The organism is Chryseobacterium sp. X308 (assembly GCF_020733145.1).
Taxonomy (GTDB): domain Bacteria; phylum Bacteroidota; class Bacteroidia; order Flavobacteriales; family Weeksellaceae; genus Chryseobacterium; species Chryseobacterium cupriresistens.
Map to the genome: position 1 here is coordinate 104,298 of NZ_JAJFZH010000009.1, position 22,748 is coordinate 127,045.

Genomic DNA, 22,748 nt, shown 5'->3' on the forward strand with positions numbered 1-22,748 from the left:
GCATGCATAATATTTATTAAATTTGGGTAAAACCATTGGCGCAAAAATGATGGATCATAATAAGGAAAAAATAGAAAACGTAGATTTAATTTTAAAACAGACCTGGTTGGCTGTTTCTAAAATGTACACAGAATTAGCCCAGGAACATGATTCCACAGCGGTACAGGCACTCACACTTTTAAAAATAGATCCTAAAGAAGGAACCCGAAGTACCAATCTTGGACCGAAGATGGCTATTGAACCCACTTCTTTAACAAGAATCATCAAACTTCTTGAAGATAACGGATACATCTATAAGGAGAAGACCACCACTGATAAAAGAGAGGTGATCATCAAACTTACAGATAAAGGATTAAACTCCAGAAATATGTCTAAGGAAGTCGTTGTGAATTTCAACAAGAAGGTGATGGAAAAAATTTCTCCGGAAAAACTGGAGGCTTTCAAAGATGTGATGGGTGAAATCATGAAAATAGCCAACGAATTATTAAATAACAGGAAATAAATTATGATGAAGCCTTCGGGCTCATATCATCTTATACAAATAAAAATTTACATATGAAAAGAAGAATCAAACATGTAACGGTTCTTGGTTCAGGAATTATGGGAAGCGGAATCGCTGCTCACTTCGCCAACATCGGCGTTGAAGTATCACTTTTGGATATTGTTCCTTTTGAACTAACTGAAGCTGAACAGAAAAAAGGTTTGACCAAAGATGACAAAGCAGTAAGAAACAGAATTGCTTCCGAAAACTTTGAAAAACTTAAAAAAGCAAGTCCTGCACTTCTTTATTCACCAAAGTTTGCAGACAGAATTACAATCGGAAATTTCGATGATGATTTGCCGAAAATAAAAAATACCGACTGGATCATTGAAGTAGTCGTTGAAAGACTTGATATCAAGAAGTCTGTGTACGAAAAAATTGAACAGTTCAGAAAACCGGGAACATTAATTTCTTCCAATACATCCGGTATTCCTATTCATCTCCTTACAGAAGGGAGAAGCGAGGATTTCAAGAAGTACTTTGCCGGAACACACTTCTTCAACCCGGTAAGATACCTTCCCCTTTTAGAGATTATCCCAACCAACGATACAGCTCCTGAAATCATCGATTTCTATATGAATTACGGAGCGAAATTCCTGGGTAAGACGACTGTCTTAGCCAAAGATACACCAGCTTTCATTGCCAACAGAATTGGGGTGTTTTCTATGATGGATCTTCTTCACAATGTACAAAAATTAGGACTTACCGTTTCTGATGTTGATAAATTAACAGGTCCCGTAATCGGACGTCCAAAATCTGCAACATTCAGAACGGCTGACGTTGTAGGTCTTGATACTTTGGTAATGGTAGCCAACGGTGTCCGCCAGAGCGGTGCAGAAGCGAACGACTTTAATGATGTATTTGCCCTTCCTCCTTATATCCAGAAAATGATGGACAATAAATGGCTGGGTTCAAAAACGGAACAAGGATTCTATAAAAAAGTGAAAAATGCAGAAGGAAAATCTGAAATTCACGGATTAAACCTTGATACTTTGGAGTATGAACTTCAAGGAAAATCATCCTTCCCTACTCTGGAATTAACAAAATCTATTGATAAGCCAATCGACAGATTCAAAGTATTGATCGGTGGTAAAGATAAAGCGGGTGAATTGTACAGAAAGTCTTTAGGGGCATTATTCGCTTATGTTTCACACAAAGTTCCTGAAATCTCTGACGAAGTTTACAAAATTGACGACGCCATGAGAGCCGGTTTCGGATGGGAAAACGGACCTTTTGAGATCTGGGATGCCGTAGGTGTTCAGAAAGGTATTGAACTGGCGAAAGATGCCGGATATGAAGTTTCAGACTGGGTGAAAAATGTAGAGACTTTCTATAAAGTGAATGACGAGGGACAAATTATTTATGTTGATAAAAATTCAGGCGAATACAACAAAATCCCTGGCCAGGATGCATTCATTATCTTAGATAATATCAGAAAAAATAAAACACTCTGGAGCAATTCAGGGGCTGCTATTCAAGATTTGGGAGACGGAATTATCAACTTTGAGATCCGTTCAAAAATGAACTCTCTTGGAGGCGAAGTTCTTGACGGATTGAACAGAGCAATTGATTTGGCAGAAAAAGAATATGACGGATTAGTAGTTGGAAACCAGGGAGCTAATTTCTCTGTAGGTGCCAACCTTGCGATGATCCTTATGATGGCTATTGAGCAGGATTGGGATGATCTGAATATGGCGATCGCTTACTTCCAGAAATCAATGATGAGAGTACGCTACTCCTCTATTCCGGTTGTAGTTGCTCCTCACGGAATGACTTTAGGTGGAGGATGCGAAATGACGATGCATGCAGACCGGGTGGTTGCCGCTGCAGAAACCTATATCGGACTTGTTGAAACCGGAGTTGGAGTAATTCCTGGCGGTGGTGGTACTAAGGAACTGACTTTAAGAACTTCCAGAGAATTCCACAACGATGATGTTAAAAATAACAGACTTCGTGATGCTTTCATGAACATCGCCATGGGTAAAGTAGCGACTTCTGCTTATGAAGCTTACGATATGGGAATCCTTGAAAAAGGTAAAGACATTGTTTCAGTTAGCAAGAACAGACAGATTGCTGAAGCGAAAAAAGTAGCGAAACTATTAGCAGAACAAGGCTATACCCAGCCCATCGAACAGAAAGTAAAAGTTTTGGGTAAAGACGCATTAGGAATGTTCTATGTAGGAACAGACCAAATGTTAACCGGAAACTTTATTTCTGCACACGATAAGAAAATCGCTGATAAACTGGCCAACGTGATGGTAGGCGGAAATCTATCGGAGCCAACAGTTGTAACAGAACAATATCTATTGAACCTTGAAAGGGAAACTTTCCTTCAGCTTTGTGGGGAAAGAAAAACTTTAGAGAGAATTCAGTATATGTTGCAAAATGGGAAACCTTTGAGAAACTAATAGAGAGCTCCGTAGGAGCGAACTGTTAATAGCATGAATAATTAAAAAAATCGGAAAGCCTCGTAGAGGCGACCTGTTAATGTATGGCAAACACCTACACTCAGATTTATATTCAAATTGTTTTCGCGGTAAAAGGAAGACAAAATCTGATTTCAAAAGAAAACAGAGAAGAATTACATCAGTTTATAACAGGTATTGTTTCCAATAGAAATCAAAAATTATTCGCAGTTTTTGCAATGCCTGACCATGTGCATATTCTTGTAAGTATGAATCCTACACTTTCGGTTTCAGATTTAGTAAGAGATATTAAAGCAGGTTCTTCAAAATTCATCAATGAAAAAGGATGGGTAGATGAAAAATTCAATTGGCAGGAAGGGTACGGAGCTTTTTCTTATTCTAAAAGCAGTGTTGATTCTGTTGTAAAATATATTTTAAATCAGGAAGAACATCATAAAAAGAAAACTTTTAGAGAAGAATACCTGGATTTTATGTCAAAATTTGAGATAGAATATGATCCAAAATATTTATTTGAATGGATTAATGATTAACAGGTCGCTCCTACGGAGCTCCGCAAAAGCAAAAGCAAAATCTATGAACAGTTTACCTCTACGAGGCAAAAAATTCTTAAAACAATTTAATTAAACAAAAAAAATGAAAACAGCATACATAGTAAAAGGTTTCAGAACTGCCGTTGGAAAAGCTCCAAAAGGAAGTTTAAGATTTACAAGACCTGATGTCATGGCGGCTACTGTTATTGAAAAATTAATGGCTGAGCTACCACAATTAGATAAAAACAGAATTGACGACCTTATCGTAGGAAATGCAATGCCGGAAGCTGAACAGGGACTGAACGTTGCACGTCTGATCTCTTTGATGGGGTTAAATACCGATAAAGTTCCGGGAGTAACCGTGAACAGATACTGTGCATCAGGAAGTGAGGCAATTGCTATTGCTTCTGCGAAAATTCAGGCTGGTATGGCAGATTGTATCATCGCTGGTGGTACAGAATCTATGTCATATATTCCTATGGGAGGTTATAAGCCGGTTCCTGAAACGGATATCGCAAAAACAAACCCTGATTACTACTGGGGAATGGGTTATACAGCGGAAGAAGTTGCAAAACAATATAATATTACAAGAGAAGAACAGGATCAGTTTGCTTTTGAATCTCATATGAAGGCTTTAAAAGCTAATCAGGAAGGTAAATTTGCCAACCAGATTGTTCCGGTTCCTGTAGAATATAATTTCCTGGACGAAAATCAGAAACTGCAGACTAAAAAGTTTGATTTTTCAGTAGATGAAGGGCCTAGAGCAGATACTTCTTTAGCTGGTTTAGCAAAACTAAGACCTGTATTTGCCAACGGAGGAAGTGTTACTGCCGGAAACTCTTCTCAGATGAGTGACGGAGCCGCTTTCGTAATGGTAATGAGTGAGGAAATGGTAAAAGAATTAGGACTGGAGCCTGAGGCAAGATTAGTGGCTTATGCTGCAGCCGGATTAGAACCAAGAATCATGGGAATGGGGCCAATTTATGCTATTCCAAAAGCATTGAAACAGGCTGGTTTAGAATTAAAAGATATCGATTTGATCGAGCTTAACGAAGCATTCGCTTCTCAATCGGTTGCAATCAAAAAAGAATTAGGCTTAAATCCTGATATCTTAAACGTAAACGGAGGAGCAATCGCCCTTGGACACCCGCTTGGATGTACAGGAACAAAACTAACGGTACAACTTCTTGACGAAATGAGAAGAAGAGGCAACAAGTACGGAATGGTTTCTATGTGCGTGGGAACAGGTCAAGGAGCAGCTTCTATTTTTGAACTTCTTTAATAGACAAATAGAGAATAGACGGATAGATAATAGACTTAAAGACACCAAAAATGTATGAATGATTTAAGAGGCACAATTTTAAAAAGCTTAAAATCTGGCAAATGAGTATGAAATTATCAAGATTAACTTTAGATCTTACAGATACTTTTCCGACTTATGAAAAGTATGGTTTGAAAAAGCAAATGGACAGATGTGCAATTTCAATTCCATCAAATATAGCTGAAGGTTCAAGCAGGACAAATAAGTCTTTTAGTCATTTTTTGGATATTTCTTTAGGTTCTTCATTTGAATTGCAAACACAAATATTGTTAGCAAATCATAGAAAATATTTATCTGATGAAAAAACTGAATCTTTGAAATTAAGATTGAAGAATTTCAAAAAGCAACAATGGTATTTCAGAATACTTTAAATAAAGACTAATAAGACAAAAGACAAAGAGAGAATAGACAGATAGAAAATAGACGCCACTAATAATCTATCATCTATCCGTCTATTATCTGAATGTCTCAAAAAATTAAAAAAACAAAATAATATATGGCTACATTAAAAGGCGGGGAATTCCTGATCAAACAGATTCCTGCAAATGAAATTTTCAGTATTGAAGAACTGAATGAAGAACAAAAGATGCTTCGTGATTCTGCGAAGGAATTTATAGATAGAGAAGTAGTTCCTCAAAGAGAACGTTTTGAGAAGAAAGATTACGCATTTACTGAAGAGACCATGCGTAAACTGGGAGAAATGGGAATGTTGGGAATCGCTGTTCCTGAAGAATACGGAGGTCTTGGAATGGGCTTTGTGACTACAATGCTTGCTTGTGATTATCTATCAGGAACTACAGGTTCATTGGCTACAGCTTATGGAGCCCATACGGGAATCGGTACGCTTCCTATCGTTCTTTACGGAACTGAAGAGCAGAAGAAAAAATACCTTCCGGATTTAGCAACGGGAACAAAATTCGGAGCTTACTGTTTGACAGAGCCTGATGCCGGTTCTGATGCCAATTCAGGGAAAACAAGAGCAAAACTTTCCGAAGACGGAAAACATTATATCATCAACGGTCAGAAAATGTGGATCTCCAATGCAGGATTTGCAGATACATTTACATTATTCGCTAAAATTGATGATGATAAAAATATCACAGGATTTGTGATCAACAGATCTGAACTTGAAAACCCTGAAAGCTTAACTTTCGGTGAGGAAGAGCATAAACTGGGTATCCGTGCTTCTTCTACCCGTCAGGTTTTCTTCAATGATATGAAGATTCCTGTGGAAAATCTTTTAGGAGAAAGAAACAATGGTTTCAAGATCGCTTTAAATGCATTAAACGTAGGCCGTATCAAATTGGCTGCCGCATGTCTTGATGCACAGAGAAGAATCTTAAACCACTCTATCCAGTACTCTAACGAAAGAAAACAGTTTGGTGTTTCAATCGCTACTTTCGGAGCGATCAGAAAGAAACTGGCAGAAATGGCAACCGGAGTTTTCGTAAGTGAAGCAGGTTCTTACAGAGCCGCTAAAAATGTTCAGGATAAAATTGATGAGCTTGTTGCAGCAGGATTAAGCCATCAGGAAGCAGAATTAAAAGGTGTAGAAGAATTCGCTGTTGAATGTTCTATCCTTAAAGTATTTGTTTCTGATCTTGCACAACACACCGCAGACGAAGGAATCCAGGTATACGGAGGGATGGGATTCTCTGAAGATACTCCTATGGAAGCGGCTTGGAGAGATTCAAGAATTTCAAGAATTTATGAAGGTACTAACGAAATCAACAGACTGCTGGCTGTAGGAATGCTTATTAAGAGAGCCATGAAAGGTGAACTGGATCTTTTATCTCCTGCAATGGCGATCAGCAAAGAGTTGATGGGTATCCCTTCATTTGAAGTTCCTGATTATTCAGAATTCATGAGCGAAGAAAAAGCAATTATCGCAAACCTTAAGAAAGTATTCCTAATGGTTTCCGGAGCTGCTCTTCAGAAATACATGATGGATATTGAAAAACAACAGCATTTATTATTGAATGCATCTGAAATCCTTAACCAGATCTACATGGCAGAATCTGCAGTACTAAGAGCAGAGAAACACTTCTCTCCTGAATCTGTAGAAGCAGCTATGGCTCAGTTAAATCTTTACAAAGCTGTTGAGAAAATCATCACTGCAGCTAAAGAAGGAATTGTTTCTTTTGCTGAAGGAGATGAGCAGAGAATGATGCTTTCTGGATTAAGAAGATTCACTAAATATACCAACCATCCAAATGTGGTAGCCCTTACTGAAAAAGTAGCAGCTCACTATATTGAGAAAGGAGCTTATTAGTCTTTAATAACATAAATTTGATTCAGCGTCCCAATTTTTGGGGCGCTTTTGTTTTTCACCCTTATTTATGATGATGATCATTGGATTTATTGACAGCCAATAAGTATATTCAAAAAAAATTATTATTTTTATTCTAAATTAAATAACACATGAAGAAATTATTATTTCCCCTGGTCCTCATTTCGGCTATGGTTACGGCACAAAAAAAAGACAATTTAGTCCCTGCTCCAAAGATTGATACAACAAAGATCATTTCTAAAGGAAAATTCCCGGGATATTCTGCTGTGAAGCCCGAGCATCCTCAAAAAGAATTTTACAGGATATTGACGTATATGCCTAAAGATACTGCCCTTTATCTGGCCTTAAAAGAGCCTTCAAAGGATTATTCACAATATAAAATTCTAAATTCGGTTACTCCTGATAAGCTTCAGGTAAGCCGAAAAAAGATAATACCGTCAAAATAAACACAATACAACCTAAAAACTATCACCATGGGAAAATTTATTATCTCTAAAAGAACAAACGGAGACTTCCAGTTTAATCTTAAAGCAGGAAACGGACAGGTCATTTTAACCAGTCAGGGATACAGTACCAAACCTTCCTGTGAAAGCGGAATCGGATCCGTAAAACTCAATGCACAGGAAGATGCAAAATTTGAAAGAAATACGGCCAATGACGGCAGATGCTATTTTAATCTAAAAGCCGGAAACGGGCAGATCATTGGAACCAGCCAGATGTATGAATCTGACAATGGTATGGAAAACGGAATAGAATCTGTAAAAAACAATGCTCCGCATGCTCATATAGAGGATGAAACAAACCTGTAAAATCGTCTGAAAATATTCTTCATAAAAAATGCCTTAGTTCTTAAGGCATTTTTTATTTTTGTACTCTATTTTTCATTAGAAATGACAAAAGAAGAATTACTGAATAAAGCAATCAAAATCGCCGATAAGGCTCATAAAGGACAAACCGATAAATACCATGCTCCCTACATTGCCCACGTAATGCGTGTGATGAACTATGGTAAAACACTGGATGAAAAAATCGTTGGAGTACTTCACGATGTTGTAGAAGACCATCCACAGGAGTTTAGTCTGGATTATTTAAGATCTGAGGGATTTCCTGAATATCTTATTTTTGCCATCAGCTGCCTTACAAAGCTTGATCCGGAAGAAGATTATGATGAATTCATCAAAAGAACGGAACGATCTCTCCTTTCTGTAGCTGTAAAACTAAATGACCTTCGAGACAATATGGATCTCAGAAGAGTAAACAGAGAGCTTACTCCTAAAGATATCAAAAGATTCAATAAATATCTGAAAGCCTATCGTTATCTGATAGAGAAATATTAATCCGCACCCGGGAAATCGTAACTCTTCGTGTGATGATCTGTTCCATCGATGTTGATGTTTAAAGCAAGGTAAACGAAATGTAAATTTTTGTTCCCTTTTGCTTCAAATTCACGCTGCCACAGATATCCGCTCACGATTCCAAAATAATCATCGATCTGATAGCCGAAACCGCCATAGACTCTGTTTCTGGCGAAAGTAGGCTTCATCGGAGAGACAAAGAATACTTCGTCATAAGCATTGGCGAAAACAGTTCCTTTCTTGATGGTTTTGGCGTTTAAAGGAACACTTACATTCAGACGGTATCGGTAACGCATTCTCTGGGAAGTCTGATCTGTTTTCGGCTCATAGAACCAGCTCTTTTCAGCACGAAAACGGTTTTCAAACTTTACAACACCTTTTTTAACATCGATAACATCCTGAAGCCATACCCTGAACTCTTCTCTGCTCAGGCTATGTTCTTTATAGTTGACATATCTTCCCAGCCCAACAAAAGGTTTGTGGTTTTTGGTAAGATTATACCCTAATCCCCCTTTTATCTCATAATAATCGGGGTAGGTATAATCTTCGTTACCACGCAATTGCCCCTCTGCGTACAGGAAAAATTTCGGATGAAACTTATAGGTCAGAGTCACTGCATTGAAGCTGGAAATGTGTTCCTGTGCTTTAAAAAAAGATATTCCAAGTAATAAACCTAAGCCTATAAGACGTTTCATAAAAAATTTTTGCAAATGTATATTTTTTAACAATTTGTTAATATTAACTTTCATTAATATTAAATTAACACCTACTTAATATTAATTGTATAAGAAAACCCAATGTGGAACCACCTTTGCGGCATCCCGACACCAAAAGCTTCTGTATATTTTGTATTGGTCAAATTGTTAATCAACACATATACTGAGTAATCTTTTTTAGCAAAGCTCAGCTTCTCATCTACAAGATTATAGGTTCCCAGATTGACTCTTTCATTGTAACGGTAAACAAGCTCATTGGTAAAGTTTTTCAGGAATTTCACCTCTAACTTGGACACAAACTGATGCTTCAGATTGTCCAGAATATATCTTGAAACCACACCGTCTTTTTCTTCATACTTACTGTCAATATAAGTATAGCCAACCGTATATTTTAACCAATCTGTCGGTCTGTGGTTCCACTCTGCTTCAATTCCTTTGGTTTTGATATCACCTACATTCTGGGCATACCATATTTTATCGCTGAGATCTTTTTTCACCCAGTCAATGGAATTATTGGAATTTCTTAGAAATCCACTGATTTTTGCTAAAATTCTGTTATTTAGATATTGATATCCTACCTCTGAAGAAATCGCATTTTCAGGCTGTAAATCCGGATTTCCCTGCTCCGTTTTACTCACATAATACAATTCGGTAAAAGTGGGTACACGGTGTACTTTTGCAATATTTCCGTAGATTTTAGAATTAGCATTAAAGTTATAGCCTACATCAAGCCCCGGATAGAAGAAATTCCCTTCTTTAGAATAATTGGCCCATGAAATTCCCGGACTGATATTCAGTTTTTTATCCAGTAATGAAAAATGATGTTCAAAGAAAACCTGAGATACAAAACGGTTTCTGTCTCCTAAATTACTGCTGACCAGAAATTCTTTTCTAAGCTCAACACCAATTCCGGTTGTTCCCAACCCCCACTGATAGCTGGAATTCACCTCTCCACCTGCATTATTTCCGATGTGCATATTTCGGTAAAAATCAGGATTCCATCTGTCATAAAGGTACATATCCTGACCTCTTCTCCAATACACATTAGAGTTAAGCTTCAGCTTTCCAAAGGTCTGCTGATGAGCTACACTTACGATAGAAGCCTGCATTTCTTCATACTGCTTCGTTGCAGCACTGGAAGCATAAAAGCCATTGGCTCCGAATTTCTTTTCCGAAAAGCCGGCCTGAACTCTTACATCTCCGTTTTTGATATTCAGCTTTCCCTGATAAAATACATTTCTGATCTCATAATCCGTATTGAACATATACCCTTCTGAAGAAGCAGAATTCGCCTGCAGGGAGTTCGTGAATTTTTCATTTCCGATCTGCGCGTTAAATCCCAAACCATAGCTGCCGTAATCTCCTCCCTCTGCGCTTATCTTCACTTTTTTCCCCGGAACACTTCTGGTGATGATATTGATAACACCAGCATAAGCATTCTGTCCGAAACGTCTTGCAGCCGGGCCTTTTATGATTTCTATCTTTTCTACCTCATCCAGATCTACCGGAATATTCATATTATTATGTCCGGTCTGGGAGTCATTCATTCTGATTCCGTTCAATAATAAAAGAACCTGCTCAAAAGAACTACCACGGAAACCGATATCACTCTGCACTCCATTAGCTCCTCTCCTTCTGATATCCATTCCCGGCACCTGTTGAAGAATTTCGTCGATACTTTTAGCCGGAGAATTTACAATATCTTCTCTGGTGATAACGCTGATGTTCTGGTTAGCGCTTTTATAAGGTGTAGAGATAAATTTACCCTGAAATTCAATGCTTTCAATATCTGTTGTCTTTTCCTGTGCATTTACCCAAAGTAAAGATCCCAGAAAAAAAGCACTTCCTATCTTTTTGATCATAATCGTTTCCGTAGTTTTTTAAGAGAGTCCAAAAGTAAGGGAGTTCACGAAGAAAGGCAAATGATAGTTGTCATAAAAAAAGATGCAGCGTGAAGCTGCATCTTTCTGAGGGAGTAATTTCTATCTTTTTCTCATTAAATGTGTAACCAGATCTCTGAATAATTTTCTCATTTCTCTATTACATATTTATGAATGCAATTTTAAATAATTTTACAATATAAAACAATAGTTCAATAAAAAAACACAATATATTTTAAAAAATTATATAAAACACTGTAAAATAAACAGCAAAATAAAATTAAGTCCACAAAACATACACCTTTTCAGGTGGTTTTGAAAGCAAAATATGGGTTTAACCTGTTCAATGTAACGATCATTATAACAATTTTTAACAATAAGATAAGCGTAAATTTTTCGCTAAAATTTCGTAATTTTGTGGGTCTTAATTTTACGATGAAAGTATTCTATTTCAATAGTAATTTTGCCAGCATTTATAAAAATTGCAGCAACAGATTTCAGAGGAATCAGGATATATGTAAAAGTTCAATTGATACCGGCCACAGAATATTTGTAGCCAAACACCATTACTGACAGCCTTAATGCTGTGCAGTCTTTATATGAATAAACAAAATATGGCTAACACAACAGAAATAGATATAAAAAAGCAGATTTTCGTTAAGAATGCACATCTTAACAATCTGAAGCATATAGACGTCCTTATTCCAAAGAACAAACTGATTGTTATTACAGGAGTTTCGGGAAGCGGTAAGTCATCTTTGGCTTTTGATACGATCTACGCAGAAGGACAGAGAAGATATGTTGAAAGTTTAAGTTCTTATGCCCGTCAGTTTTTGGGAAAATTAGAAAAACCAAAAGTAGATGATATCAAAGGACTCGCCCCTTCTATTGCCATCCAGCAGAAAGTAATTTCTTCCAACCCTCGTTCTACGGTGGGAACTTCAACAGAGATCTACGATTATATGAAGCTCTTGTTTGCAAGGATCGGGAAAACCTTTTCACCGGTTTCGGGAGAAGAAGTGAAGAAAGATTCGGTTTCTGATGTAGTCGACTTCATCAAGGCTTCAAAAAAAGATACTTCCTTTCTATTAACTGCTCCATTGGAATATGATGCAGACAATTTTAAAGAAACCCTGAATGTTTTAAAGCTGGCAGGTTTCACAAGACTTGAAATTAATGGAAATGTAGCCGGGATTGAAGATCTGGAAAGTTTTGGTTTTGCTCCGGAAAAAGGAATGACGATTAATCTTGTCATCGACCGTTTCTCCTATGAGGAAGACGAAAGCTTTTTACAAAGACTTGCAGATTCTATTCAAATGGCATTCTATGAAGGACGCGGATATTGTTCATTAAAGAATACAAATACTGAGAAGATAAAAGAATTCTCCAATAAATTTGAGCTGGACGGAATGGAGTTCCTTGAGCCCAACGTTCATTTTTTTAGCTTTAATAATCCATATGGAGCCTGTCCGGCATGTGAAGGATACGGAAAAGTGATCGGAATTGACGAAGATCTTGTAGTTCCAAATAAAACATTATCCATCTACGAAGATGCCGTTGTCTGCTGGCGGGGAGAAACCATGAGCGAATGGAAAAAGGATTTCATCAAAAAAGCAGGTGATTTCCCTATCCACAAACCTTATCATCAATTAACAAAAGAACAGAAAAACTTCCTTTGGAAAGGTGACGGAAGGAGTAATTTCCCGTGCATCAACAATTTCTTCAAGATGCTTGAAGAAAACCTTTATAAAATCCAGTACAGAGTAATGCTTTCCCGTTACAGAGGAAAAACCCTTTGCCCGACATGTGAAGGATTGAGACTTCGTGAAGAAACAAGCTGGGTAAAAGTAGACGGACACAATATCCAGTCGATGATTGAACTTCCTTTGGATGAATTGGCTCCGGTGATCAACGGATTAAAACTTTCAGATCATGACAAAGAAGTCGCCAAGAGACTGATTTACGAAATCACTACCCGTCTGGAATTTTTATTAAAAGTAGGATTAGGTTATTTAACATTAAACAGAACATCGAATACCCTTTCAGGAGGAGAAAGTCAGAGAATCAACCTGGCAACAAGCTTAGGAAGTTCTTTGGTAGGTTCTATTTACATTCTGGATGAGCCTTCTATCGGGCTGCATTCTAAAGATACGGAAAACCTGATTGAAGTATTGAAAAATCTTCGTGACCTTGGAAATACCGTGATTGTGGTAGAACATGACGAAGATGTAATGAGAGCAGCGGACTATATTATTGATATTGGTCCGGAAGCAGGTTATCTTGGTGGGGAACTGGTATTTGCCGGAGATTATAAGGATCTGAAAAAAGCCAGTACACTTACTTCAGAATACCTTACCGGAAGACTTGAAATAGAAGTTCCGAAGAAAAGAAGAAAAGCAAAAGAATGGATTCACATTAAAGGAGCCCGTCAAAATAATCTTAAAAATATAGATGTAGATGTTCCTTTGGAAAGTCTGGTAGTCATTTCCGGAGTTTCAGGAAGTGGAAAATCTACTTTGATGAAAGAAATTCTTACCAATGACATCCAGATCCAGTTGGGAATGGGCGGTAAAAAAGGAGATTATGATGCTGTAGAATTTCCAAAAAAACTGATCAAAAACATTGAACTGATTGACCAGAACCCTATTGGAAAATCATCCCGTTCAAATCCTGTAACTTATCTAAAGGCTTACGACGATATCCGTGATCTTTTTGCCAAGCAGAAAGTAGCCAAAATGATGGGTTATAAGCCTAAACACTTCTCTTTCAACGTAGATGGCGGAAGATGTGATGAATGTAAAGGCGAAGGAGTGATCAATGTTTCCATGCAGTTTATGGCGGATATCGAGCTTGAATGTGAGGTATGTAAAGGAACACGATTCAAAAATGAGATCCTTGAAGTAAAATTTGATGAGAAAAACATCTCTGATATTCTTCATATGACCGTAGATGAAGCATTGGAGTTCTTTAAAGATAATAACGAGGAGAAAATAGTTACGAAGCTGAGACCTTTGCAGGAAGTAGGTTTAGGTTATTTACAGCTGGGACAAAGCTCCTCTACCCTTTCCGGCGGTGAGGCACAGCGTGTGAAGCTGGCTTCATTCCTTGTAAAAGGAGTAACAACTGATAAAACGTTATTCATTTTTGATGAGCCTTCCACAGGGCTTCACTTCCACGATATTCAGAAATTACTGAAGTCATTACAGGCTTTGATTGATCTTGGACATTCAGTGATTGTTATTGAGCATCAGCCTGATATCATCAAATGTGCCGATTATATTATCGATATCGGTCCGGAAGCCGGAAAACATGGTGGCGAAGTTGTATTTGCAGGAACACCTGAAGATCTGACAAAAAATAAAAAGTCCTATACGGCAAAATACATCAAAGAAAAACTGGAACAATAAATACAACCGGCTGTTTTTAAACAGCCGGTTTTTTATTGAGATTACTTATCTTTATTCAACTTATCAACCCATTACAAAATTATTATTTATGCCCTGGAACCCCGAATTATATGATCAGTACAAAGATGTACGTTATAAGCCATTTTATGATTTAGCAGCGTTAATCAAGCCTGAAAACAATATTAAAGCTATTGACTTAGGCTGTGGAACCGGAGAACAGACTTCTATTCTTACGGAAAAACTCACAGGCTCTACATTCTTAGGAATTGATTCATCAGCAGAAATGCTTGAAAAATCGAAGAAATTTGAAAACGATCATTTACATTTTAAGCTTCAGAGCATTGAAGAAGCTGCAAAGTCTGATCAGAAATGGGATCTTGTCTTCAGTAATGCCGCTTTACAGTGGGCTGATGATCACGAAACTTTATTTCCTAAAATCATTGGATTACTTTCAGAGAATGGACAGTTAGCAATTCAAATGCCTGTTCAGAAGGAGAATATCCTCAATCAGATTCTGACAGAAATGGCAGGTGAAGAACCCTACGCATCCCAGTTAAATCATTTCAACCGTGATTCTCCGGTGCTTTCAATGGATGAGTATGCTCAGATATTATTTGATAACGGAATTCAGGATATTGAAATATTTCAGAAGGTATACCCTATTATTGCGGATGATCACGGGGCTTTATACACCTTTATTTCAGGAACTGCATTGTTACCTTATTTAGAACGTCTGGAAGGAGATCAGAAAGAACAATTCATCTCCGAATTTAAATCGCGTATTGCAAAAAGGTTTACAAAATATCCGGCTATCTATGCATTTAAGCGCATCCTGATGTATGGCCGCAAAAAATAGAAAACCTTAACGCCCAATAAAAAACTGCCACAATTGTCATTCTGACGAAGGAAAAATCTCATTAATAACCAATGATATAAGATTCTTCATTACACTTCGTTTCATTCAGAATGACAAGATTGTGGCAGTTTCTTCTTTATAGATTCTTTACTCTTTCAGATTATACAAAAACGGACTTTCCCTGATATAGTCAGAATTTTCAATCTGAGAAACCATAAAATCAGCCAGATCTGTAGCACTGATGCTTTCTCCTTTACAATCTATAAGATTTGTCTCCGTTGGAAAGCTTTCCTCTGTAAGATGAATTAGTGGTAATCTTACTAACGTCCAGTCCAGATGGCTTTCCAGAAGAAGTTCATATTCTTTCTGCTTATCGGCGGTTGTCTCAGGATAGTTCTGATACATCCAGTCTGTAGCCATTTTTACCCGCTCACTTTTATGATCAGATGCTGTATTTACACTGAGACCAGTCGTTACAATATAACGCTTACTCCCATAATGATTCATTGCTTTGATGATATTTTTGGCAGCATCACTGAAGATAGACTTCTCTCCTTTTGGCTGTCCCAAAGTACTCATGACAAGATCAGTTCCCTCAATTAAATTACAAATGGCTGTTTCATCCCTTGCATCTCCTTTTATCATTTCTATCAATGGGTTTTGAAGAGCAAAATTTTCAGGTTGTCTTAATAAAAGCTTTAGGGAATAGCCTTTCTCCAGTAATTTTCGGACCAGATATTGTCCCGATTTTCCTGTACCGCCGATTACGGCAATTTTATAGGTTTTCATAATGATTTTTTAATATTAAAATATCAGTAATCAAAAGCAGAATAACCGCTAATGACCGTTGACACAGCAAATAACACATGTCTTTGCTTCTAAATATGATATAATAAATGTATAGGGTTCAGAAAATTGAACCTAAGATGTTCAGGTTGAAAAAATAACCCGACTCACAGTAATATGTATTACGAGATTTTAATGAATTAAAGTTACATTTTTTCCCTCAAAAAAAATCAAAAATTTATGATTTTGACAACATGTATTAAAAGAGAAAGTTTTTAACTTTGATAACTATCTTACTATCAATATTTTCCATAAAACAAACTTACACCAAATAAAATATCATAATATGGAACCATTTACAGTAAACATCCCCGAATCAGTGATAACCGATCTTAAAAACCGTCTGCAAAATGTCCGCTGGCCTGGAGAAATGGAAGGATCCGGCTGGAACTACGGCACCAGTGAAACATACCTGAAAGAACTTACCCGCTATTGGATCAATGATTACGACTGGAAGATGCACGAACAGCAATTGAATCAGCATCCACAGTATGTCACCCGGATTGACGGAATTTTGATTCATTTTCAATACATCAGAGGAAAAGGCTCAAATCCTAAGCCGCTGATCCTTACGCATGGCTGGCCGGACAGCTATTACCGCTTTCATAAAATTATTCCACTGCTTACGGAAGGTGAACAGAGTTTTGATCTTGTTATTCCTTCTATTCCGGGATTTGGCTTTTCTGATAAAACAGCGGTCAGCAGTGAGAAGGTGGCAGATCTGTGGAAAAAACTGATGACTGAAGTCCTTGGTTATGAAAAATTCTGTGCTGCCGGAGGAGATATCGGAATGGGAGTCGTAAAAGCATTGACTTCAAAATATCCTGAAGCCCTGGAAGCTGTTCACCTTACAGATGTTGGCTACCCCACCGGCCAGGAAGACCCTGCTACAATGAGTGAAGAGGAACAGAAATTCGCACAGTTTGTTCAGCAATGGTGGTACAGTGAAGGAGCTTACGCCATGGTACAGTCTACCAAACCTCAATCTCTGGCCTATGGTCTTAATGACTCTCCTGTCGGACTGGCAGGCTGGATCATAAGTTTTATCAATACGGGTGCATCACCTGAAATGATTGAAACAGCATTTGGCGGAAAAGATGAGTTGCTTACCAATATTATGATTTATTGGGTAACCCAAACCATTGGTTCTTCTGCCAGAATGTATAAGGAAGATGCAGCCACTTTATGGAGCGGAACACATGTGCATCAAAAGAGCAATGTTCCGGCCGGAGTGCTTGTATTTCCCCGTGAAGCTCAGTTTCCGAAAGAATGGGCAGAACGTTTCGTGAATGTCACCAGCTTTAAAAAGATGAATGAAGGTGGCCATTTTGCCGCTCTGGAATTACCTCATCTATTTGCAGATGAACTGAGATCATTTTTTTATTCTGTCACATAAACAATTCATGAACTACAATCGATCCTGCCTTTTTGCAGCTCCTTTTTGATGGTAAAATGTTAATCCTTCTAAACCATTACTAAAATTTTGTTAATAGAGTATAAAGTTGTTGGCAAGTTTTTTATTTTAGTCAAAATTAATAACTATGGAAAAATTGTCCTTCACGATTATAGCAGCATTTCTGTTCTGCTCAGTGCAAGCTCAGATACAAAATGCCGGTTTTGAGAACATGACCGATGGATTACCCAATCACTGGAATATAAAAAAATCAGATTCGTACGAAGGAAAAGTAGATTATACCCAATATTTTGGAGGAAAAGCCTCTATGCAGCTTATAGGAAAGGCTGATCATTCCAAAGACTTTCAATCTTTTTCTCAAAAAGTACCTCTTGATATTCAACAATTGCAAAAAATAGAAATCAGTGCTTATGTAAAATCTCAGAACACCAATGGGAAAATCAATCTATGGACACAGGTGAAGGATGAAAAGGGGCAGATGATTGACTTTGGAAACTCAGAGTCACAACAAAAGTCCATTGCATTGAATAAAGACTGGACAAAATATTCTTTAATTTTCACTGTTGATAAAAATGTAAAAAGCCTTCTTCTTGGAGGCGTATTCTCAGGAAACGGAACGGTTTGGTTTGATCACTTTGAACTGAACAGAATTGCATTTTCAAATGAAGAACCTTCGAAAAAATCTGCAAAATATATTCAGGAGTTTAAAGATATTGTGAAAAAGAATTCAATCTTTTCAGACCAACTGGACTGGAAAAATATTGAAACCAACCTTCAATATCTTTCAAAAGGCATGAAAACCATAGATGATACAGACCCTGCATTGAGCTATATTATACAAAATCTAAGACAGGTCGGTGATAACCATTCATTTATTTCCGGCAAAGAACGTTCAGAAAAACAAAAGAAAAGCAACACCAATGAGGCAAAGCCTGATTCCAGACTGATTGATCAGAATATTGGCTATATTTCTGTTCCCGGCTTTGGTTCCGTCAACACAGAAGTTGGAAATGATTTTGCCCTGCAGATTCACAATATGATTAAAAAGCTGGACTCTGAAAATACGATTAAAGGCTGGATTGTAGATCTGAGAGGCAATACAGGAGGAAATATGTATCCTATGATCGGAGGTCTCGGAAGTCTGATTGGAGAAGGAACTTTGGGATATTTTGTATATAAGGATAAAAAAACTCCATGGATTTATAAAGACAGGAAGTTTGGTTCCAATAAAATTACAGAACCTTATAATCTTAAAAGCGGACAATCTAAAATTGCAGTTCTGATAGGTCCAAGCACCGCCAGTTCAGGAGAAGCTACAACAATTGCATTTATTGGAAAAAGCAATGTAAAACTCTTTGGAAAACCATCTGCGGGCTATACTTCGGCCAATAGTATTTATCCGTTAAGCGATGGTAAAAGCTTTGCTCTGGCTTCTTCTTATGAAATGGACCGAAACGGGAAAGTCTACTACGGGAAAATTGATCCGGACGTTCCGGTAGAATCCAAAGAAGGCCACGATATGGATCTGGAGGCTGCTAAAGCCTGGATTTTAAATTAGTTTCAGACTTATCCACAAAAAAATGTGGATAACATGTGAATTTTAACATTTAATTCATATTTCGTATTAAAATAATTACTACATTTACTATGTAATAAACATCGAAGTGGAAACTTTATTTGCTTTTCTTACTACTCTTGAAATTGCAATTAAATTTGAAATAAAAATTTAAGCACAGCATTGTCGGCTGTGCTTTTTATTGTTGTCTAATTAAAAAAATGAGATGTATTTATCTACTGGATCTGCCTCTAAAGGGCAGATTCTTTTATCCTACATCCTTTTATAGAAGTATTTTCGCATATTTGCTATAAAATGTACAAAACGGTACAAACATCTTTGCCCCAGTCTCCATTCTCTGCATTCATTATTGATTATTAAATAATTTGTATTTTTATGAGTCAAACCCCGGCCTCATAGTTCAATGGACAGAATAGAAGTTTCCTAAACTTTAGATCCAGGTTCGATTCCTGGTGGGGCTACAAATTTGCCAAACAGCGCGATACATTATTTTATTTCCTTTCTATTTTAATAAGAAATCAAGCCCTGTTTTTTCATAATTTCTAAACAATAATATATTTTTTGAGTACTTCAAGAAGGTCCGCCTGCTTTACAGGTTTGGGAAGGAAATCATTCATTCCGGCTTCAAGGCACTTTTCTTTTTCACCCAGCACATTTCCAGCTGTAACACCTATGATTGGTATATGTTCATACCCCGGAAGCATTCTAATATTTCGTGTTGCCTCAATACCGCTCATTACCGGCATCTGTACATCCATCATAATAATGGAAAACTGTTTTTTCCTGCATTCTTCCAAAGCCTGCAGCCCATTGACTGCTTCCGTTAGATGTATACCGGGTGCAAGAGATCTCATTATTCTATTATTCAAGACCATATTCACCACGTTATCATCAACCAAAAGCACTTCTAATTCCGAGTCAAATACATGCGAAGTTTTCTCAGACTGATCCTTATTAATTTTTACCGTATAACTTTGGTCTACCTTTTTTAAAGTTTTGTATAGATCATGAGATTTGATGGGTTTCAATAATAAATGTGCATTTTCTATTTTTCTAACTGAACTAAGTATGCCCAGTTCTTCAGAAGAAGAAGAAAGTACTATAAATGGAGAAGTCTCATTTCGCTGATTGAACAGTCCTGTTATTTTATCTATTGTTTCCAATCCGGACATAACAGGCATATGATAATCCATCAGGATCACATCGAAGCGCTCACCTTTCAACAGGATCTCTAAGGCTTCCATCCCATTAGAAGCCAAGGTAGACTTGATATTTTTATAGGTAAGCATGTGCTCAAGAATGATTCTGTTGGTTTCATTATCATCAACCACTAAGGCTGTTTTAATAGTTATGTCCTCCTCATCTCTCAATTGAGGGATCTCGTAAGGAATCTCAATGTCAAAGAAAAATACAGAACCTTTTTCCTTTACGCTGTTCAGCGACAAATGGCTTCCCATATATCCCAGGATATTGTTTGAAATCGTAAGTCCCAGACCCGTGCCACCATATTGTTTACTGATGGAACTGTTTTCCTGTGTAAAGGCGTTAAAAATGTATTTTTGTTTCTCAACAGGGATGCCAATCCCAGTATCTCTTACCGAGAAGCGCAAAGCAATAGTACGATCATCCATGCGCAATTTCTCAACTTTCAGCTCAATCTCTCCCTTTTCTGTGAACTTCACAGCATTCCCAAGAAGGTTGATCAGGATCTGTTTTAATCTTGCTTCATCCATAAAAAGTATTTTCGGTAGACCCGGCTCAATATTGAGCAGAAGTTCAATATCTTTTTTCTGGGATTGATAAATAATCACATTGATCACCTGGCTCAGCATATCATAAACATCACATTTTTCAATCAAGAGCTCCATTTTTCCGGATTCTATTTTAGAAAAATCCAATATATCATTGATGATGCTAAGAAGATTTTCCCCAGACTCATTGATGTAATTCAGATATTGCATCTGTGTTTCATTCAGCGGTGTCGTGAGGAGAAGGTCTGAAAAACCTATAACTCCGTTTAAAGGAGTCCTGATCTCATGACTCATATTGGCAAGAAATTCGGATTTTGCTTGGCTGGCTGTATCTGCTGTTTCTTTGGCATTTTTCAGTTCTTCATTGATCTTTACAGCATTGGTAATATTCTGTATGGAAATAATGACACCACCTACTTCATCTTTTGTAAGATACCAAGGTCCCACTTTAAGGTCGTAATGCTGAATTTCTTCTTTTCCTTCCACCTTTAACGTAAAATCACCGTTGATGTACGTTTTTCCCAACAGCGCATTCTTATAGATCTCTTTTCCTTCTTCGGGAATATTAGGTGATATTGTGAAAAGATTATTACCGATAAGATCTATATCATTCATGTTAAATTCCTCTCTCCATCTGCTGCTTACAGCAATATAGTTAAGGTCTTTATCAAACATAGCCAAAGGAACAGGAACATCAGTGGCAAAAGACTGCATTATAGCCTCCTTTCGGGTAACTTCAAGAAACATTTTTTTGAAGGCATCAATGTCCTGAATGATTCCGAAAACCCTTTTGCAACTATCACCTTCAAATTCGGGAATGCCTTTTACTCTTACCCAGATCGTAGCGCCATCATTACGCAACAGCTGAAGCTCCTCATCAAAAGGAATTCCCTGTTGTATTGCCCTGTTAAAAAGATATTTTATTCTATCCCTGCTTTTTCCTTTGTAAAATCCAAGGGCATTTTCAAAAGTAGGCTGGAAATTATTTTCTACTTTATGAATTTCTCTAGTACTTTGAGACCAGAAAAGCTTTCCGGTCTTCATATTGGCTTCCCAGCCTCCCACCTGGGCTACTGAGCCTGTTTCCTCAAGCATTTCCTTAGTGTAAGACAGATCTTTTTCTAACTTACCACGACGAATAAGATCAGATTTTAGTTGTAAATAGACAAAAACGGTGACACCAATCGCTGCAATGGAAGAAAAAATGATGAACAAAACAGTCCAGTTGGAAGATTTATTCAAATCTTCATTTTTGATGTTAAGTTGAACTTCCTCATTTTTTACAAATTTCTGAACGAGCCTGCGGCATCTGTCCATAGCCTCCTTGTCTTGTAAAAGTTCTTCCGGACTCATTAATATTCCCTTTCTACGATTCTCAATCAGCATGAAATATTCCTTCATCATCATTTCCGAAGCATGTAGAAGTTCATTTAGGACATTAATCTGATCTTTATTCTTAAGATTAAGCCTATCTATATTCGAAACAAGAAGCGGATATTCATCCTTACTTTTATTGAAAGGTTCAAGAAAATTTTCCCGGCCGGTAAGCTGATATCCCCTATTTCCCGTTTCAGCATTTAAAAGAGTATTTAAGATATCTTTTGCCAAGCTTATAGATTCCTTATTTTTTAACAACTCTTTCCTATTCTCCATCTGCTTATGTATGCTGATATAAGATGCTATGGAACTAGCAATCAGAAGCATCAAAGAAATTACCACTCCAATTTGAAGATTTCTAATAATTTTTTTTGGCATTTAATCGTATTTTGGTAATAAAATACTAAAAATAGATCATTTTATAATATTAACAAATTAATTTAAAAATTTGTCAGCAGATGT

17 protein-coding genes and 1 tRNA gene are annotated in these 22,748 nt (G+C 37.2%); 14 read left to right on the top strand and 4 right to left on the bottom strand.

Features of this window, described 5'->3' with window-relative positions; all coding sequences use genetic code 11:
* Positions 1–49: 49 nt before the first annotated feature.
* The 9 genes from LIV57_RS12045 (at position 50) to LIV57_RS12085 (ending at position 8,445) form a co-directional block, all read left to right on the top strand.
* Positions 50–502: a MarR family winged helix-turn-helix transcriptional regulator gene (locus LIV57_RS12045; protein ID WP_062671553.1), complete on the top strand. Its 453-nt coding sequence runs from the start codon at positions 50–52 to the stop codon at positions 500–502.
* A 53-nt stretch (positions 503–555) separates the two neighbouring features.
* A complete protein-coding gene (locus LIV57_RS12050) occupies positions 556–2,949 on the top strand; it encodes a 3-hydroxyacyl-CoA dehydrogenase/enoyl-CoA hydratase family protein (protein ID WP_227942770.1) in 2,394 nt (797 codons plus the stop codon).
* 83 nt (positions 2,950–3,032) lie between these two features.
* On the top strand, positions 3,033–3,497 hold the full coding sequence (tnpA, locus tag LIV57_RS12055) for an IS200/IS605 family transposase (protein ID WP_110008743.1): 465 nt from the start codon (positions 3,033–3,035) through the stop codon (positions 3,495–3,497).
* Positions 3,498–3,600: 103 nt separating this feature from the next.
* A complete protein-coding gene (locus LIV57_RS12060) occupies positions 3,601–4,779 on the top strand; it encodes a thiolase family protein (protein WP_227942771.1) in 1,179 nt (392 codons plus the stop codon).
* A 101-nt stretch (positions 4,780–4,880) separates the two neighbouring features.
* Complete coding sequence (locus tag LIV57_RS12065; RefSeq protein ID WP_317259040.1) at positions 4,881–5,189, top strand: four helix bundle protein; 309 nt, start codon at positions 4,881–4,883, stop codon at positions 5,187–5,189.
* 125 nt (positions 5,190–5,314) lie between these two features.
* Entirely contained in the window at positions 5,315–7,090 is a 1,776-nt protein-coding gene (locus tag LIV57_RS12070) for an acyl-CoA dehydrogenase family protein (protein ID WP_227942772.1), read from the top strand.
* Positions 7,091–7,239: 149 nt separating this feature from the next.
* Positions 7,240–7,554, top strand: coding sequence for a hypothetical protein (locus LIV57_RS12075; protein ID WP_202842485.1), 315 nt, complete (start codon positions 7,240–7,242; stop codon positions 7,552–7,554).
* Positions 7,555–7,581: 27 nt separating this feature from the next.
* Positions 7,582–7,917: a YegP family protein gene (locus LIV57_RS12080; RefSeq protein WP_110008738.1), complete on the top strand. Its 336-nt coding sequence runs from the start codon at positions 7,582–7,584 to the stop codon at positions 7,915–7,917.
* An 81-nt stretch (positions 7,918–7,998) separates the two neighbouring features.
* Positions 7,999–8,445: a phosphohydrolase gene (locus LIV57_RS12085; RefSeq protein ID WP_227942773.1), complete on the top strand. Its 447-nt coding sequence runs from the start codon at positions 7,999–8,001 to the stop codon at positions 8,443–8,445.
* Here LIV57_RS12085 and LIV57_RS12090 read toward each other — a convergent pair.
* Together LIV57_RS12090 and LIV57_RS12095 are read right to left on the bottom strand one after the other, a co-directional pair.
* Entirely contained in the window at positions 8,442–9,158 is a 717-nt protein-coding gene (locus tag LIV57_RS12090; protein WP_227942774.1) for a DUF2490 domain-containing protein, read from the bottom strand. The genes LIV57_RS12085 and LIV57_RS12090 overlap by 4 nt on opposite strands.
* Before the next feature lie 71 nt (positions 9,159–9,229).
* Positions 9,230–11,041, bottom strand: a complete 1,812-nt coding sequence (locus LIV57_RS12095; protein ID WP_227942775.1) for a TonB-dependent receptor plug domain-containing protein — start codon at positions 11,039–11,041, stop codon at positions 9,230–9,232.
* 632 nt (positions 11,042–11,673) lie between these two features.
* On the opposite strand from LIV57_RS12095, the gene uvrA reads away from it, so the two are divergent.
* A complete protein-coding gene (gene uvrA, locus LIV57_RS12100) occupies positions 11,674–14,466 on the top strand; it encodes an excinuclease ABC subunit UvrA (RefSeq protein ID WP_227942776.1) in 2,793 nt (930 codons plus the stop codon).
* Between the two features lie 88 nt (positions 14,467–14,554).
* Positions 14,555–15,322, top strand: coding sequence for a methyltransferase domain-containing protein (locus tag LIV57_RS12105; protein WP_227942777.1), 768 nt, complete (start codon positions 14,555–14,557; stop codon positions 15,320–15,322).
* A gap of 147 nt (positions 15,323–15,469) precedes the next feature.
* Here LIV57_RS12105 and LIV57_RS12110 read toward each other — a convergent pair whose 3' ends face one another.
* A complete protein-coding gene (locus LIV57_RS12110; protein ID WP_227942778.1) occupies positions 15,470–16,111 on the bottom strand; it encodes an NAD(P)-dependent oxidoreductase in 642 nt (213 codons plus the stop codon).
* Between the two features lie 343 nt (positions 16,112–16,454).
* On the opposite strand from LIV57_RS12110, the gene LIV57_RS12115 reads away from it, so the two are divergent.
* The 3 genes from LIV57_RS12115 (at position 16,455) to LIV57_RS12125 (ending at position 19,619) form a co-directional block, all read left to right on the top strand.
* On the top strand, positions 16,455–17,564 hold the full coding sequence (locus LIV57_RS12115) for an epoxide hydrolase family protein (protein WP_227942779.1): 1,110 nt from the start codon (positions 16,455–16,457) through the stop codon (positions 17,562–17,564).
* A gap of 145 nt (positions 17,565–17,709) precedes the next feature.
* Positions 17,710–19,140 carry a S41 family peptidase gene (locus tag LIV57_RS12120; protein WP_227942780.1) on the top strand — a complete coding sequence of 477 codons (1,431 nt, stop codon included), beginning with the start codon at positions 17,710–17,712 and terminating at the stop codon, positions 19,138–19,140.
* A gap of 407 nt (positions 19,141–19,547) precedes the next feature.
* Positions 19,548–19,619 (top strand) — tRNA-Arg (locus LIV57_RS12125).
* A gap of 81 nt (positions 19,620–19,700) precedes the next feature.
* Here the strand turns inward: LIV57_RS12125 and LIV57_RS12130 are convergent.
* Positions 19,701–22,664 carry a response regulator gene (locus LIV57_RS12130; RefSeq protein ID WP_227942781.1) on the bottom strand — a complete coding sequence of 988 codons (2,964 nt, stop codon included), beginning with the start codon at positions 22,662–22,664 and terminating at the stop codon, positions 19,701–19,703.
* Positions 22,665–22,748: the final 84 nt, after the last annotated feature.

Excerpts from the sequence above, each read along its gene's own strand:
- LIV57_RS12045 (WP_062671553.1), top strand. The coding sequence starts at position 50 with ATGGATCATAATAAGGAAAAAATAGAAAACGTAGATTTAATTTTAAAA.
- LIV57_RS12050 (WP_227942770.1), top strand. The coding sequence starts at position 556 with ATGAAAAGAAGAATCAAACATGTAACGGTTCTTGGTTCAGGAATTATG.
- tnpA (WP_110008743.1), top strand. The coding sequence starts at position 3,033 with ATGGCAAACACCTACACTCAGATTTATATTCAAATTGTTTTCGCGGTA.
- LIV57_RS12060 (WP_227942771.1), top strand. The coding sequence starts at position 3,601 with ATGAAAACAGCATACATAGTAAAAGGTTTCAGAACTGCCGTTGGAAAA.
- LIV57_RS12065 (WP_317259040.1), top strand. The coding sequence starts at position 4,881 with ATGAGTATGAAATTATCAAGATTAACTTTAGATCTTACAGATACTTTT.
- LIV57_RS12070 (WP_227942772.1), top strand. The coding sequence starts at position 5,315 with ATGGCTACATTAAAAGGCGGGGAATTCCTGATCAAACAGATTCCTGCA.
- LIV57_RS12075 (WP_202842485.1), top strand. The coding sequence starts at position 7,240 with ATGAAGAAATTATTATTTCCCCTGGTCCTCATTTCGGCTATGGTTACG.
- LIV57_RS12080 (WP_110008738.1), top strand. The coding sequence starts at position 7,582 with ATGGGAAAATTTATTATCTCTAAAAGAACAAACGGAGACTTCCAGTTT.
- LIV57_RS12085 (WP_227942773.1), top strand. The coding sequence starts at position 7,999 with ATGACAAAAGAAGAATTACTGAATAAAGCAATCAAAATCGCCGATAAG.
- LIV57_RS12090 (WP_227942774.1), bottom strand. The coding sequence starts at position 9,158 with ATGAAACGTCTTATAGGCTTAGGTTTATTACTTGGAATATCTTTTTTT.
- LIV57_RS12095 (WP_227942775.1), bottom strand. The coding sequence starts at position 11,041 with ATGATCAAAAAGATAGGAAGTGCTTTTTTTCTGGGATCTTTACTTTGG.
- uvrA (WP_227942776.1), top strand. The coding sequence starts at position 11,674 with ATGGCTAACACAACAGAAATAGATATAAAAAAGCAGATTTTCGTTAAG.
- LIV57_RS12105 (WP_227942777.1), top strand. The coding sequence starts at position 14,555 with ATGCCCTGGAACCCCGAATTATATGATCAGTACAAAGATGTACGTTAT.
- LIV57_RS12110 (WP_227942778.1), bottom strand. The coding sequence starts at position 16,111 with ATGAAAACCTATAAAATTGCCGTAATCGGCGGTACAGGAAAATCGGGA.
- LIV57_RS12115 (WP_227942779.1), top strand. The coding sequence starts at position 16,455 with ATGGAACCATTTACAGTAAACATCCCCGAATCAGTGATAACCGATCTT.
- LIV57_RS12120 (WP_227942780.1), top strand. The coding sequence starts at position 17,710 with ATGGAAAAATTGTCCTTCACGATTATAGCAGCATTTCTGTTCTGCTCA.
- LIV57_RS12130 (WP_227942781.1), bottom strand. The coding sequence starts at position 22,664 with ATGCCAAAAAAAATTATTAGAAATCTTCAAATTGGAGTGGTAATTTCT.